Below are 14,390 nucleotides of genomic sequence, written 5' to 3'. Positions count from 1 at the left end.
AATGCATGAAGTGTTTTGAGCTGAAAAATAATAAAAGTATTCACTATGCCAAGATAGTGAATACTTTTGAATGAAATTATGACTTCTTAGAAATACGTTCTTCGATAGCAAATTTGAGTAAAGAAGCACTGCGGTAAAAACCATGCGCGAACTTTCCAAATGGCATGGTAATAAAGAAGGTCATGACCGTAGCTAAATGGAAAATCAGTAAAAGTGCCATGTAGGGGGTATTGCGAAATGCCATGAGTGCTAACCCCGAAGCGCTAACGATAAGTAGAAGGAAGATAAAGCCTCGATCTACAGGTTTTTGCTCGCGGTCACCATGTAATGGATGGCGTTTAAGATTTAAATAGAGCAACCCAGATGGCCCAATCACTAAGCCAAGCCCACCTAAAGTGCCCAGAATAACAGGCAAGCTAAAGAACGGATAAGGTGCATGTAGGTCAAGGAAGTAGTGATATAAAGTTGCTACACCTGTGGCTGCAAAGCAGAGCATAAAGCCATAAAACGTAAGGTGATGGAATACGCGACGGATTTGTGTGTAACGGTCATCTTGCTCATTACAACCTTTGCCATGACCACCATCTAAATATTTAAGCGTTAATACATTTTGAGTGGCTTGAACAAGGTCAGGTTTTTCAACTTTGCCATGAATGACTTTAGATGTTTGTCGCCAGAACTTACTAATTCCAATGCCGAGCAAAACAATCGCAACTGTAAAGGTCGCTCCAAACAATAGAGCTAAAAAGTTATGCGGGAAAATCGCATAGAAATTACCTTGATAGCCTGCAAATAGGTCTGTGCCTTTGTACCACACCACAGCTAACATGCATAAAAAGAAAATAAGTGTTAACGCCGAGACAAAAGGAATCCCGACAGACTTATACAGTCGGCCTAAAGGCTGAGGGGTCGCAAACTCTTGGTAAGTTTCTAAACGTACTTGTGCCATTGCTTGTGGAATATTTACACCAAACTCATGCGGCGGGGCATATTGGCAAGCATGTAAACATGCACCGCAGTTATGGCACAAGTTTGCGAGGTAATGAATATCGGCTTGATTAAACTCAAGGCGCTTGGTCATCGCCGCAAATACAGCACAAAAAGACTCACAGTAACGACAAGCATTACAAATCTGTAAGGCCCTTTGAACTTCCTGTTCATGGTCAGAGAGCTGAACAACTGGAATTAGGGCTTTAGTACTAGCATTCATGTTCAACTCCTTGTGAAAGTGCATAGTGGGCTGCATTTTTTCCGGCAATGCGTCCAAAAGTCGTGCCGATCGACATGCCGACTCCTGCGGTATAACCCTGACCGAGTACATTACCTGCCATCATTTCACCTGCGACAAACAGGTTGCGACTGGCTTTATTATTAAAACGTACAGCAGCATCGTCTTCGACTTTTAAACCTAAATAGGTAAAGGTAATGCCGGGTTTGAGGGAATAGGCATAGAACGGTGGGCGATCAAGCGGAACTGCCCAGTGGGTTTTGTTGGGAACAATATTTTGGGTGGTGCAGTCATCTAAAACCGTGTGGTTAAAGGTGCCTTGTATGCAGGCTTGGTTAAATTCTTCTACGGTGTGGCATAAGGTTTTTGCATTTAACCCGATTTTTTCGGCCAGTTCTTGAATGCTATTTGCTTTTACACCCGCAAACACAGGTGGCATAAAGCGACCAATGGCTTTTGAGTCGATAATGGAATAGGCAATTTGCTGTGGTTGTTTGGCAACAAGACGGCCCCAAATCGCATAACGTTTTGGCCAGAAGTCTTCGCCTTCATCGTAAAAACGCTCGGCTTTATTATTGACCACAATACCCAATGAAACGCAGTCAATACGGGTACAGATGCCGCCGTCATATAACGGTGCTCGTGCATCTACGGCCACGCAATGTGATTGCGATGGGTCACCAATAATATCGGCGCCTTGATCTATCATAAATTTGAGTAAGTTGCCTTGATTAAAGCGGGTTCCGCGAATAATGAAATTATCGGCAGGCCATTCGCCGTTTTCATTTTGTCCCCATGCTTCTCTTAACCATTCCAGATTTGATTCAAAACCACCTGCGGCCAATACACAGCTTTTTGCTTTAAACACACGACCATCTTCAGCAATTGCGGCTTCAAAATGTCCTTGGTTTAACTTTAGATCTTTAATTTTTGTGTTGTATAAAATTTCGATGCCAAGTTCTTGAGCACTACGGTAGTACGCATTAATGAGGGCTTTACCACCACCCATAAAAAAGGCATTGGTACGTGCAACATGCAAAGCACCCGAGAGTGGCGGCTGAAAATTCACACCATGTTTACGCATCCAGTCACGGCAGGTTGCCGTGCTACGAATGACCAGACGAGCTAAGTGTTCATTGGTTTTTCCGGCAGTTACTTTAAGTAGGTCTTGCCAATATTCTTCTTCGGGGTAGGCATCGACCAATACATCTTGAGGAGCATCATGCATGCAGCGAAGGTTACGAGTGTGTTGTGAGTTACCACCACGCCATTCTTTAGGTGCTGCTTCTATGACAAGCACAGACGCGCCACTTTCTTTTGCCGTGAGCGCGGCACACAGTGCGGCATTCCCACCACCAATTACAATCACATCATGCATGGATTTCTCCCTTTCTCAGCTGGGGCTAATGTAGCTTTAAAAGAGAGGGTGAAGTGAGAGGCTGGGCTTGAATGGGTGTTTAGTAAAAATAAACACTAATGGCTTAAGTGTTTATGAGCTCCGCACCCGGCCAGCGTTTTTCATTAATCAGGTTGGTGACACAGGCACGAATCACCACTTTCGTGGCTAAGGTGGCAGGCGAGATTTCTTCTTCAGATAAGCTAATTAAATAGTTAATCCGTTCAATTGCAGGTTCTACAACGCGCAGTAAACATAAGTCTTGACGAGAGTTTAATGCTGCGCCCGCAGGTTGGATGGTTGCCATTTCGAGTTGGCTGATGCTTTCCATTAATAAATGTAGCCCATCAATTTCATAGGCCACTTTAAGTTGATGAATTTTTTGTTCGAGCAACAAACGCAGCCCATGTCGTTGGCTCGGTAAAATCAGTGGAAGTTCTTTCAGCTGTGGATGGGTAATGGTTTGAGTGTCGATACAGCTTTCAAGGTGGTACTGGCTCAGTACTTCTTTAGGCGAGATTAAAAACATCTGTTCTTTGACTAAAGGCTGTATGGCCCACTGCGGGTCTACATCGTCACTAAAGATGATAGCAACATCGAGCTGTCTTGCATTAACTAAGGCTTTGAGATCACCCGATAACCCTTCAATTAAACGGACTTTAATGTCGGGATAACGATTTCTCATGAGTTTTAAAAAGTGCGTACCAATAACCGCTGCTACACTTGGTGAAAAACCGACGGTAACATGTCCACTTAAACGTGAAGAATGCGCAGAGTCTACGGCATGGTCTAGGTGTCTAAGCGCAAGTTGAACCTGTTGAAAAAAAGCTAAACCCGCAGGGGTGGGAACTGTACCAAGGGCAGTGCGTTGTAAAAGGCGAATAGAAAGCTCGCTTTCTAATTTTGAGATTTGCTGACTTAATGCAGACGTTCCAATATCGAGATTTTTTGCAGCTTTACCCAAGCTTCCTGACTCGATCACTGCAATAAAATACTTTAATTGTTTGAGTTCCACGGCAAATACTACATTGACCTTTATTGATTATTCTACACTGGTTTATCGCTATACATTTTGTTCTATTACGCTGAGTAAACCACCAAAAGAGTAAAGGCAACATCACCTCAAGATGTTGCCTTTTAGAGCTTTTATTGTTTAACCTGCTCAAGACCCTGTTCTTCAATAATTTGTGTTGCTTGTGGTGACTTCACAAATTTGATGAGCTCTTTTGCGACTTTTTCATGTTCAGAGTTTTTACCAATGCCAGCCGCAAACACGGTGACTTTCTGATAAGGCGCAGGAATTGGACCCACTAAATCAACTTGACCATATTGGCCAGTAAACGGTTTGATTTCGCTAATTTGCTGGAAACCAATATCAAACTGACCTTCAGCAATACGCTTTGCAACACGATCACCGACCACTTTTTCTGCTTTACTAGAAATCACTTTGTATTCCACAGGCGGGAAGCTTGGGAAAACATCTTTTTCAAGATGCGTGCCGCTCGCACTTGCTGAATAGCCGATGTGCTTGGCATTTAATAAAACCTTTTCGAATTTTGCCGCAGAGCTAATGTCTGGTTTTGGCGTCCCTTTGGGAACAGCCATGCCAATGCTTGAATTGACTAAAGCACTTTGCGAATTTGGATCTACATAACCCTTTTCTGCGAGTTTGTTTAGTTCAGGAGCAGCCAACACCACCACATCAAAATGTTCACCGCGATCAAGTCGGTTTGGGATTGCCGTTGGTGATGCGCCCATGGATGAACCAGACGAGAGATGAACGTTATGGCCAGTTTGCTTTTCAAATATTGGAATGAGTTTTTCCATAGATGAATAAAAACCACCTGAGCTAATCACTTCGAGTGTATCTGCGTTAGCAAGGGTCGAGCCTAAGCCTGCACCAGCTAGGCAAATGGTCATGAAGATAGGGGACTTTTTCATAGTATCTCGCTTTAATGATAGGAGAGCACAGTACGGCTGCAAATGCGCCGTACTGTTCATTAAAATTTCAGGTTAAGTTGTTGTTTTAAGCGCTAACCTTCACAGGTTCAGCAATTGCGTCAGTATTTTTCTGTTGAGAACCACGGCATAGATATAAGCTTGAGATCAGGCTACATACCGCAGCTAACATCAGCCAGAATGCTGGTGTACTTGCGTTACCTGTATGCTCAACTAGATATGTACATGCAATTGGAGTCATGCCACCAAAAATAGCTGCTGCCAGACTAAAAGCTAAAGAGAAGCCGACTGTACGTACACGCTTTGGCATCACTTCGGCCAGTGTTGCGACCATAGTGCCGTTGTACAGACCAAAGAAGAACGAGAAGTAAGCAAGCGTAATAATCAGATTGGTGAAACTAATGTCACTCACCAACCAGCTTAAAACTGGGTAAGTGGTAAAGATGGCAAGTGTCGTAATGCCGACTAAAACAGGACGACGACCAATTTTGTCTGATAGTAAGCCACCCATTGGCAACCAGAAGAAGTTCGACAAACCAACAAACACAGTCGCTAAAAGGCTATCTGTGACCGACATTTCTAAAGTACGTTTTGCATACACTGTGGTGTAAACCGTAATGAAATAGAACGTTGTTGTGGTCATGGCACTCATCATCATGCCCGCAAGTACGATGCGCCAGTTGCTTGCAAGTGTGCTAAAAATTTCTTTTGTTGTTGGATGAGTTTTTTGAGCTTTAAAGTCTTCAGTTTCCTCTAAAGTACGGCGGAACAAGAAGATTAAAGGAATAATCAAACAACCAATTAAGAACGGAATACGCCAGCCCCATTCGCCTACTTGAGCATGAGTCAAGATCATGTTGAGCCAGTAGCCAAGTAATGCTGCAAACACAACCGCAATTTGTTGGCTGCCAGACTGCCAGCTAGTAATAAATCCACGGTTTTTATCTGTTGCAATTTCAGCTAGATAAATCGATACACCGCCAGATTCAACACCTGCCGAGAAGCCTTGTAATAGACGCCCAATCACTACCAAAATTGGTGCAAGAATACCAATGGTCTCATAACCCGGTACAAAGGTAATTAAGATGGTTCCGATTGCCATCAGGCTTAAAGTCACAATAAGACCTTTACGTCGCCCAACTCTGTCGACATAAGCGCCTAAGAAAATAGCGCCGAGAGGACGCATAAGAAAGCCTGCAGCAAACACGGTAAATGTCATCATTAAAGAGACATATTCATTTTCAGAGTGGAAAAATTTTGCTGCGATATAAGTGGCATAGAAACCAAAAAGAAAAAAATCGTACTGTTCTAAAAAGTTGCCACTCGTTACATTTAATATTTTTTTAAAAGTAGCCCTACGGTTATTCACGACATCCATTGGAGACCTCCTTGGCCTGACAAAATGGAAACATTCACGATCTTCAATAGAGGGCCTTAAATCGACTCATTCAATAAACCTAAATAGCAAATGGGTTAGAGATGAGATTTAAAGGTGTCCTTTGTAGAAAATGTGATGCCTTGTTTCCAGTTCAAACTACACATCTATAATTCGATAAACAGAAATTCACTTATCATTCAGATGAAAATGTAATCTTAAAAAGCAGGAGGGAGTGAGAGGGCAAAATTAATTAGGTCTTTAATAAAACTAATGACCCTTTATAAAATAATTTCAGAACATGGCCAAATTTGGTTTTGAATCAACTCTTTCACACACGCTTTAATTGCCGATTTTGCAGCGAGTGCAGCAGGTGATAATTCCTCTTCGGCAAGGCTGACTAAGTAATTGATTCGCTCAACTTCAGGATCAATCAATTTTAGTAGTTGAAGCTTGTGTTTGTACTCTTGCAGACAAGCACTTCCGGGACGTACGCTGGCAAGGTCGAGGTGAATCAGGCTATCCATGAGTAAGTGCAGGCCATCAATTTCATAGACGACATTGAGTTGTCCAATCTTGTGCTCAAGCAGTTTTCTTAAGCTATGACGCTGACGTGGTAGGACTAAAGGAATATCACCAATTTGTTGAGACCGAATAATGCCGCTTTGGATGCACTCAGCAAGGCCATATTTTTCGAGCACTTCTTTTCGTGCCATTAAATACATTTGCTCGCGTACCAACGGTTGTATTGACCATTGCTTGTCAATTTCATTGGTAAAAATAATGGCAATATCAAGCTGACGTGAATTAATCGACTGAATCAGGTTGCCCGACAGCGTTTCCACAATTTCTAGGCGAATGTCTGGATAGCGTTCAGACATTAATTTCATTAAAGGGATGCCAATCAACGCGGTAATGGTGGGTGGAAAACCAAGGCTCACGTGGCCTGAAAGCCGTGCTGAATGTGCGGCATCTACCGCAAAGTTAATCTGCCGTAAAATGAGCTGAGAATGTTTTAAAAAGGCGAGGCCTGCGGGAGTTGGGGTCACACCAAAAGCATTACGCTGTAATAGGCGAATGCTTAGCTCTTGCTCTAGCTTACTAATTTGTTGACTGATTGCTGACGCACCGACATCGAGTTTTTGAGCAGCTTTACCAATACTGCCTGCTTCAACCACCGTCAAAAAATATTTTATTTGCTTGATTTCCATAATAAATGTATTCGCTCATCATCCTTGATTTATAGAGATATGAAGGATTGGGAAATCTATCATGCGCTTTAATATTAACAGCAATAAATACAAAAGTTTCTTAAAAAATTATCTGAAAGTTTTAAATCTTTGTCGTCTTTAATCTTGAGTTCAAAGGAACTTATCTCATTTCAGAGAGGCAATCTTATAATTTTTAAATATGGCATCCATAGTCAACGAATTGGCGTTTGGGGCTAAGCACACCACTCAAAATCTAAATAAAGTGAACAATCAAAATAAAAAAATCCAGGATGGATCCATGATTTTTGTGGTAAGAAATAGAACATTAGTATTGGGAATCGCTTCAATTTGTACAAGTGCATTACATGCTGCGGCATTTGATAAAACGGGCCAATCCGTATCAGCATTTTTACAACCGGGAAATTACTTTGAAGCCAGTTTAGGTGTGACAGATACTGATTTAAAAGGAGTGGAATCTGGTACTAACCCTTCACATCACTCAATCTCCGATATTGCCAATACAGATTATCGGCCGACTGCGGCTTTAAAATTACAGTTGGCACCGCAGTATTCATTTGGGTTGCTTTACGATCAGCCTTTTGGTGCTGACACCGAATATTCAGGACTAAATGGCTTTGTCGCAACGCCGAAAGACACAGTTATGCTTCCCGGTATTACGGCTACAAGCCTTGCAAAGGCTACTTCTGGTCAAGTTCCTACAGGAAATGCAAAATCGGAATTTGATATTCAAAGTTTTAGCTTCATTGCCGGATATCAGCCTAATAAAAACTGGAATATTTTTGCAGGACCGGTTTATCAAACCTTCAAAAGTCAGGTCAATTTAAGAGGCAATGTATTTAGTCTTTATAATGGCTATGACTTTCAAACTAAAACTGTGGGCGATTGGGGGTGGTTAGCTGGACTGGCTTATCAAATTCCTGAAAAGGCCGTTAAAGTTTCGCTTACCTATCGTTCAGCCATTACCCACAAAGTAAACGCAACTGAAAATGCGCCGTTAATTGATATGTTAACGACTCAGCAAGGACGCGATTTAGTTAGCCAACATCTCGACTATATGATTTCTATCGGGCAGATGACCGAACAAAAGAAAAATTATTTAAATCATATTATTTCAGAGTTACCCAATAGCGAAGGCTCTGGTACAACCAAATTTAAATCTCCAAACTCAGTGAATTTAGAATTTCAAACAGGTTTACGCCAAGGAACTTTATTGTTTGGGAGCTTGCGCTGGGTAAATTGGAGTGATTTGGCGCTACAACCTTACCGTTTTGGTGAAATTTCAAAAGTTATTGGGGGATTATCAACACCAAGCCGTCCGGAAGGGTTTAATTTGGTTCGTTATGATGATGACCAGTGGGCTTTAAATTTAGGACTAGGGCAACGTTTTTCACCTAAATGGCTAGGTTCTGTGTCAGTGGGCTGGGACTCGGGAGCAGGCGATAAAGTTTCAACGGGTGGCCCAACCAAGGGATATTACAACTTAGGAGTCGGAGCCCAATACAGTCCAACATCGCAATACTTTATTTCTGGTGGTGTGAAATATTACTGGTTAGGCGATGCAAAAGCTCAGCTTGGCGCACAGGCAGGTAGTGACTATTATGTGGGTGAGTTTAAGGATAATCACTCTATAAGCTATGGCTTAAAAATAGGATATAAGTTTTAAAATTAAATCATTAATTTATAAGGTTTTAATTACATGAATAAAATCATCAAAAACGGCATATTTTTAGGGTTATCGACTTTGATTTCAGGTTATGGAACGGTCCTTCATGCAGAAGCAAGTCCAACAACTTTGCCAGCAGTTTCACAAAAAGCGTTAACGATTATTGATGGGCAAACAGAATGGTTAAGTAAGGTTTATAAAGATATTCATGAACATCCAGAATTGGGATTTATGGAAACGCGTACCTCTGCCATTGTTGCCAAAGAGCTTAAGTCATTAGGGTTTGATGTTAAAACCGGAATAGCAAAAACAGGCGTGGTTGGAATTTTAAAAAATGGGGCTGGGCCAACGGTCATGTACCGTGCCGACATGGATGCCAATACGGTTCAAGAAGCGACTGGCTTACCTTATGCAAGTAAAGTACGGGTAAAACTCGACGATGGAACCGAAACGCCTGTTGCACATATGTGTGGTCATGATGCGCATGTAACATGGATGCTCAGTATGGCAAAAACCTTAGTCGCTTTAAAAAAGGAATGGAGCGGAACCATTATTTTAGTTGCACAACCTGCCGAAGAGCCGATCACAGGTGCAAAAGCTATGGTGACCGATGGCTTATGGACAAAATATAACTTACCAAAACCTGATTATTTCTTTGCAGTGCATACTACACCAGCGCCTGTTGGAGTGGTCATTAATGCACCGGGGCCACGTATGGCGGGAACCGATCAGCTCGATGTTTTATTTAAAGGCGTGGGTGGGCATGGCTCATTACCAATGCTAACCAAAAATCCAATTAGTATGGCGGCAAATGCAGTAACTCAATATCAAACTATTATGGGTAACGCAGTCGACCCTCAACAAGCAGCAGTTTTATCGATTGGCTCGATCCAAGCTGGAAATTCGAATAACGTGATTCCTTCTACTGCACTGGTCAAAATGAACTTGCGTTGGTTTGACCCAAAAGTACGCGAAACCATGTTAAATAATATTAAATCCATGAGCGAAGGTGCTGCCGAAATGCAGGGCATGGGTAAAGACCAATTGCCTACTTTTACCTTTAAAGGTTCAAGTACGCCTGTAGTCAATAATAAAGAATTCTCTGCGCGTTTAAATGGACCACTAAAAGCTTTGCTAGGCGATAAACATGTTCTAACTGATTATCCTGCGGTTATGGGCTCGGAAGATGTTCACCATTTGTTAGGTGACCAAAAAGACATTCCGTTTAACTTTATGTTCATTGGTGTGGCAGATCCGGTTGTGTTTGCAAATGCAGTAAAGCAAGGCAAACCTGTGCCTTATATTCCGCATAGTCCGAACTATGTTGTAGATTTAAAAGCCTTGCCTGTCGGGGCTAAAGTCACCACAGTGTCTATGCTCGAACTGTTAAATAAAAAATAAGATGTTCATAAAAAAGATGCACATAGAGGCATCTTTTTTTTATCTAAAATTTTTAGAAATTTAAGAACAAGACAGATGTTTTTCCCGATAGTGTAGTGGTGATAAATCTGTCCAGCGTCGAAAAGCGCGGGTAAAACTACTCACATCGGTAAAGCCAAGAATATAGGCAATTTCGGTAATATTGTGGCTTGAATTTTTGATATACGACAACGCGAGTTCGTGCCGAGTGTTATCGAGCAACTCGCTATAAGAGGTATTTTCTGCTGAAAGTTTGCGTTGCAGACTGCGTATACTTAAGCCTAAACTTTTCGCAACGTCTTGCTGTTGAAAGTCACCTGTAGATAATTTTTCAATGAGTTTTACTTTCACACGAGCCAATATATTTTCTTTATCGAATCGAGCCAGATAACGATTAATAATCTCATCATATTCTTGGGTAAGGTGTGGATTCCCACCATCTAAAGGCTGCTCTATGGTTGCCGTATCAAACACAATCATGTCTTTGGGTGCATTAAACACAATCGGAGCTTTTAAAATACTCTGAAAAGTTTCCAGATCTTCTGGTTCTGAGCGTCTCAGCTCAATGCGTAAGGGCGAAAAAACAGAACCCTGTAACGCACGACTTGAACGAATAAAAACAGAGATAAAAGCATCGATAGATTCGGGTTGAACTTCGTCGGGAACATGAATAACGAAATAATGATTTTTGTCATCTCCATAAAATTCAAGTTCAGGAATGTCGGTCACTATGCGGAAGTAACGAATAATTCTTAAAAACATTTCTTTTAGGGTGGTGCTGGTAATGAGTGAATGGCCCAACACATGAAATGTATTTTGATTGACTTGGCTGGCAACTTTAAGGCCAAAGCACGAGTCTTGAGTCGCTTGAACGGCTAATTTCCATAAATTTGCTGTGTTTTTTAATGAATAGCGTGCATCTGGATCATTTAGGGCCTGAACATCTAAACCTGCTTGTTTTAATAAAGGTTGGCTATCCACACCTGCTTTCTCAAGCGCTTTTTGAATCGCTTTAACCCAGCTAGCCAGTGCCGTTGCTGTCTGTGGCATGTTATGTCCTATAACTTGTGACTCATATTCCTGTGAACAGTATAAAAGATTCAAAACTAAAAAAACTTTTGTTTGTTTTGAATATTTTTATTTTGGCATCCCTAGCCAATAGATTGGCGTTTCGAGCTAAGCGTACAAACATAGATATAAATAAAGTAGGGGCATGAGAAAACTGAGGAATAACGGATGACCTACATATATAAAAATCCTGCTGGAATGACCGATAGCGAAAAAACGGAACACATTAAAAAAGTGGTCACAGCGGAAGGCGTGGCTTTACGCAAGCGCCATCCCATTTTGAACCATCAAAATGCAATAGGGGCGATGATTCTATTTGTTTCCCTTGTTGGAATGATTGCTACAGCCGTACTCTATATCAATCATCAGCTTTCAGCTTGGTTCGCAATTCCAATTATTGCGTTTTTTGCATCTCTTACCCATGAGTTAGAACACGACCTTATTCACTGGATGTATTTTAGAAAAAAACCATGGGCACATCATTTAATGATGGGCTTAGTCTGGTTAGCTCGCCCAAGTACCATTAACCCGTGGAAACGCCGTGAGCTGCATTTTAACCATCATAAAAACTCAGGCACTGAAGTTGATTTAGAAGAAAGAGCGCTAACCAATGGAGAGCAATGGAGCATTCGCCGACTCGTCGCCATCGGTGACAATGGTTTTGCAGTTTTGCTACGGATTATTGCGGCAAACAATTGGACGGTTAGAAAAGTTATTTTTAAACGTGCGTTCTTAGCCTATTTTCCACTTGGAATTATTCACTGGTCACTTTGGTATATCTTCTTAGGGTTCCACGCAGTTGATATGGTTTCAAGCTTGGTAAATGCACCGATCGCATGGTCAGCTACAACCCTAAATGTTATGCATGTGATTAATATTCTGACTGTGGTGTGGATTGCGCCAAATGTGCTGCGTACCTTCTGCCTGCACTTTGTGACAAGCAATATGCATTACTACGGTGATGTTGAATTGGGCAATGTGATTCAACAAACGCAAGTGTTAACACCGTGGTGGATGATGCCGTTCCAACTCTTTTGCTTTAACTTTGGTTCGACACATGCCATTCACCACTTTGTCGTGAAAGAACCATTCTACATTCGACAAATGACTGCGCCTGTTGCCCATAAAGTCATGCGTGATATGGGCGTACGGTTCAACGATGTCGGTACTTTTAAAAGAGCAAATCGTTGGAACGTAAATAATTTATCTGAATCGAATACTTAACAAATAGATTCTTAGCTCGCTTGAATGGACTGAGTTCTGTATCTAGGGCTCAGTCCCACTCTACAATTTCTTAAAAAATAACCAGCCCTACTGAAACTGAGTAAAAAGCAGAATCACACCTAATGCACATAAAATTGAACCAATCACCTTATTAATTTGCACTTGCTTGGCTAACATTTTTTGTCTCAACAGCATTGATGAAAACAGCACAGCTACAAGTGAGAACCACACGAAATGGGCAAATGACATAAAAAAGCCATAGGCCAAAAGAACGGTTTTAGGCGTGGTTAAACTTACAATTTGAGTATAGGTACTAATCACGAATAGCGTGGTTTTCGGGTTTAATGCATTGGTAAAGAAGCCGTATTTTATGGCTTGAAAAGTACCTATAGAAGTTAAGGCAGCGGTGACTAAAACAGGTTTTTGAGTAAAAGTTTTATAGCCAATATAGATCAGGTAAAGCGCACCAATATACTTAACAATATTCAAAATTTGCGGCGTATAAGTCATTACAAAGGCAACGGCAATTAATGTATAGGTTACATGTACCAACACACCAAGTGATATTCCGAGTGAAGTCAAAACGCCTATTTTTCTGCCATATAGGTAACTATTTTTCGTGACAATCGCGAAGTCAGCTCCGGGGCTAATAACAGCCAAAATCGTAATCAAAATAACCGCAATAAACTCTGCCATTATCTTGCACCCTCACTGAAAACGAGGGGATTAATCTGTACTTTTTGGAATGTATTTGAGAGGAGAGCTGTTTTACTTAAAGCTGTTATTCTTGTCACGAGAAAGGTTGGGGTTTTACGGTTAAGAAGATAGATATCGATATTCAATATGTTTTTCATCATCTAAAATGGGGTTTAATAAAGATGATTTTTATTTTGAACAGAAACCTAGAAATAAAAATCGATAAAAACGACTACACATCTATGAGTTTTTGGAATGATAGAAAGAATATCGCTGAATTCATTAAAATTTTTCTACTTTGTGGCGAAGTATGGCAGCGTTACTTTAGCCGCAAAGAAATTATTTGTGACGCAAAGTGCGGTCAGTAAACAGATTTATAATTTAGAAGAAGCTTTAAATACGACTTTGTTTGACCGTAAAAATAAAACACTCGTGATGACTGAGCAGGGCGAAATTTTATTGAATTGTTGCCATCAGGTTTTTGGTCAACTCGATGAATGTTTAATAGAGCTCAGCCAACCCAAAACCGAAAACAAACAACTGGTCTTGTCGTGTGAACCGACTATTTCCATGAAATGGCTCATTCCGCGGTTATCAAAATTTAAAAAGCTCGGTCATGATTTTGATGTGGTATTACTCACAGCAGGTGGCGTGGTCGATTGTGAAAAAGATAATATTGATATCGCAATTCGCAGAAATGATTTTGATTGGGGAGAGCATATCTTTAGCGAGAAAATTGCCGATGAATACATTGCAATGATTCAAGCAACCAAGCCATCTGAAACCGAAGATGTACTTATCTCGACTTCTAGACCAAATTTTTTCAAAAGCGTTAGCTGCATTGCTGAGTTAAAGCAAAGTTTAAAAGGCTACACGAAAGTTGAACTCGAACATTTTTATCTATGTTTAGAAGGCTGCTTGGCTGGACTTGGAGCCACCGTGATCTCAATTTATATGATTGAAAAAGAGCTTGAGTGGAACTTACTGCAAAAAATTTCACCAGTTGTACAAGACGGTTCAGCCTATTATTTACTTTCTCATAGCGCTTTTGAAGAAGACCCGCGAAAGATTATATTTTTAGAATGGCTAAAAACAGAGATGAATGAGAGTCAGCATAAATTAGTTTAAGT

Annotated in this window: 12 protein-coding genes; 4 read left to right on the top strand and 8 right to left on the bottom strand. The window is 41.0% G+C overall.

All coding sequences use genetic code 11. The features are described from left to right. Positions 1-76: 76 nt before the first annotated feature. From tcuB to ACB088_RS12795, 6 genes are all read right to left on the bottom strand, one after another. Positions 77-1,210 carry a tricarballylate utilization 4Fe-4S protein TcuB gene (gene tcuB / locus ACB088_RS12820; protein WP_375037153.1) on the bottom strand — a complete coding sequence of 378 codons (1,134 nt, stop codon included), beginning with the start codon at positions 1,208-1,210 and terminating at the stop codon, positions 77-79. Then, positions 1,200-2,606: an FAD-dependent tricarballylate dehydrogenase TcuA gene (tcuA, locus tag ACB088_RS12815; RefSeq protein ID WP_375037152.1), complete on the bottom strand. Its 1,407-nt coding sequence runs from the start codon at positions 2,604-2,606 to the stop codon at positions 1,200-1,202. Before tcuA ends, tcuB begins: the two co-directional genes overlap by 11 nt. Positions 2,607-2,709: 103 nt before the next feature. Then, the gene (locus tag ACB088_RS12810; RefSeq protein WP_080026359.1) at positions 2,710-3,639 is read right to left on the bottom strand and encodes a LysR substrate-binding domain-containing protein; all 930 of its coding nucleotides are present in this window, start codon (positions 3,637-3,639) and stop codon (positions 2,710-2,712) included. A 131-nt stretch (positions 3,640-3,770) separates the two neighbouring features. After that, positions 3,771-4,565, bottom strand: a complete 795-nt coding sequence (locus ACB088_RS12805; RefSeq protein ID WP_375037151.1) for a substrate-binding domain-containing protein — start codon at positions 4,563-4,565, stop codon at positions 3,771-3,773. A gap of 85 nt (positions 4,566-4,650) precedes the next feature. Then, complete coding sequence (locus tag ACB088_RS12800; RefSeq protein ID WP_375037150.1) at positions 4,651-5,961, bottom strand: MFS transporter; 1,311 nt, start codon at positions 5,959-5,961, stop codon at positions 4,651-4,653. Positions 5,962-6,239: 278 nt separating this feature from the next. Continuing rightward, positions 6,240-7,169: a LysR family transcriptional regulator gene (locus ACB088_RS12795; protein WP_092710174.1), complete on the bottom strand. Its 930-nt coding sequence runs from the start codon at positions 7,167-7,169 to the stop codon at positions 6,240-6,242. Positions 7,170-7,467: 298 nt separating this feature from the next. On the opposite strand from ACB088_RS12795, the gene ACB088_RS12790 reads away from it, so the two are divergent. Both ACB088_RS12790 and ACB088_RS12785 read left to right on the top strand, forming a co-directional pair. Further along, the gene (locus tag ACB088_RS12790; RefSeq protein ID WP_375037149.1) at positions 7,468-8,853 is read left to right on the top strand and encodes a long-chain fatty acid transporter; all 1,386 of its coding nucleotides are present in this window, start codon (positions 7,468-7,470) and stop codon (positions 8,851-8,853) included. A gap of 33 nt (positions 8,854-8,886) precedes the next feature. Continuing rightward, a complete protein-coding gene (locus tag ACB088_RS12785; RefSeq protein ID WP_375037148.1) occupies positions 8,887-10,254 on the top strand; it encodes an amidohydrolase in 1,368 nt (455 codons plus the stop codon). Positions 10,255-10,314: 60 nt separating this feature from the next. Here the strand turns inward: ACB088_RS12785 and ACB088_RS12780 are convergent, their stop codons facing one another. Beyond that, positions 10,315-11,322: an AraC family transcriptional regulator gene (locus tag ACB088_RS12780; RefSeq protein ID WP_375037147.1), complete on the bottom strand. Its 1,008-nt coding sequence runs from the start codon at positions 11,320-11,322 to the stop codon at positions 10,315-10,317. 216 nt (positions 11,323-11,538) lie between these two features. Between ACB088_RS12780 and ACB088_RS12775 the strand changes: the two genes are divergently transcribed. Next, positions 11,539-12,564 carry a fatty acid desaturase gene (locus tag ACB088_RS12775; protein ID WP_133748106.1) on the top strand — a complete coding sequence of 342 codons (1,026 nt, stop codon included), beginning with the start codon at positions 11,539-11,541 and terminating at the stop codon, positions 12,562-12,564. Between the two features lie 87 nt (positions 12,565-12,651). On the opposite strand, the gene ACB088_RS12770 is transcribed toward ACB088_RS12775, so the two are convergent. Next, a complete protein-coding gene (locus ACB088_RS12770; protein WP_375037146.1) occupies positions 12,652-13,260 on the bottom strand; it encodes a LysE family translocator in 609 nt (202 codons plus the stop codon). 255 nt (positions 13,261-13,515) lie between these two features. Here ACB088_RS12770 and ACB088_RS12765 point away from each other — a divergent pair, with 255 nt between their 5' ends. Next, positions 13,516-14,388 carry a LysR family transcriptional regulator gene (locus tag ACB088_RS12765; RefSeq protein WP_375037145.1) on the top strand — a complete coding sequence of 291 codons (873 nt, stop codon included), beginning with the start codon at positions 13,516-13,518 and terminating at the stop codon, positions 14,386-14,388. Positions 14,389-14,390: the final 2 nt, after the last annotated feature.

The organism is Acinetobacter sp. RW6 (assembly GCF_041956835.1).
In the GTDB taxonomy this organism is placed as follows: Bacteria; Pseudomonadota; Gammaproteobacteria; order Pseudomonadales; family Moraxellaceae; genus Acinetobacter; species Acinetobacter calcoaceticus.
This window is presented reverse-complemented; position numbering and strand designations above follow the sequence as displayed.